The organism is Nguyenibacter vanlangensis (assembly GCF_013376155.1).
GTDB classification, from domain to species: Bacteria; Pseudomonadota; Alphaproteobacteria; order Acetobacterales; family Acetobacteraceae; genus Gluconacetobacter; species Gluconacetobacter vanlangensis.
The window spans coordinates 1-1,043 of record NZ_JABXXP010000874.1; the positions used below are offsets into that span (position 1 = coordinate 1).

At 70.9% G+C, this 1,043-nt stretch carries 1 protein-coding gene; it reads left to right on the forward strand.

Annotated elements, in window-relative coordinates; genetic code table 11:
- Positions 1-989, forward strand: a 989-nt coding sequence (locus tag HUK84_RS19800; RefSeq protein WP_176641733.1) for an ABC transporter permease, incomplete at its 5' end; no start/stop codon positions are given.
- Between the last annotated feature and the right edge of the window lie 54 nt (positions 990-1,043).

Here is a 1,043-nt window from a genome sequence, read left to right on the forward strand (position 1 = left end):
CGATCCTGGCCGCCCTGCTCGTCACCACCCTCTTCCTCGCCGCCTCGGGGCGCGACCCGCGCCTGCTGGCCGACCTGGTCGTCCGCTCCACCGTCGGCTCCCGCTTCGGGCTCGAGGATCTGGCCCTGTTCATGACCCCGCTGATGCTGACCGGCGCCGCCGTCACCATCACCAGGCGGATCGGCATCTGGAATATCGGGGCCGAGGGCCAGTTCTACGCCGGCGCCATCGGCGCCGCCGCCATCGGCCTGTTCCTCCCCGGCCCCGCGATCGTGATCCTGCCGCTGATGGCGCTCGCCGGCATCCTGTGCGGCATGGGCTGGATCCTGATCCCCACCCTCGCCCGCGCCTATGCCGGCGTGAACGAGATCATCACCACCCTGCTGCTGAATTTCGTCGCCGCCCTGCTGACATCCTATCTCGCGGTCGGCCCCTGGCACGACCGGGTCACCGGCGCGCTGGCCTCGACCGGCCGCCTGCCGGTCCAGATCCCCGAATTCTGGGGCGCGGTGCATTGGGGCTTCCCCCTGGCGCTCGCGATCGTGCTGGCCCTCGCCCTGCTGATGGCCCGCACCGGCTGGGGCTACCAGGTCACGATCAGCGGCGCCAACGACCAGGCCGCACGCTATGCCGGCATACCGGTCCGCGCCAGGATCATCGCCGTCATGCTGGCCTCCGGCGGCCTCGCCGCGCTGGCGGGCGTCTTCGAACTCGCCGGCACCGTCCATCGGCTGCAGGGCGGCCTCGCCAATAATTTCGGCTATTTCGGCATCGTGGTGGCGGTGCTGGCGCGCGGCTCCTGCCTCAACGTGCTACCCGCCGCGCTGCTGATGGCCTTCATCCTCGATTCCGGCATCGTGCTCCAGACCCAGCAACTCACCGCATCGACCGTGCTGGCCATCACCGGCCTGGTCCTGTTCCTGATCGCCCTCGGCGACGAGCTGGCGCATTACCGCCCGGTCGCCCCCCGCGCGGAGCCCACGCCATGATCGCGCTGCTCACCGGCATGCTCACCACCGCCGTGCTCGCCGGCGGCGTGCTCG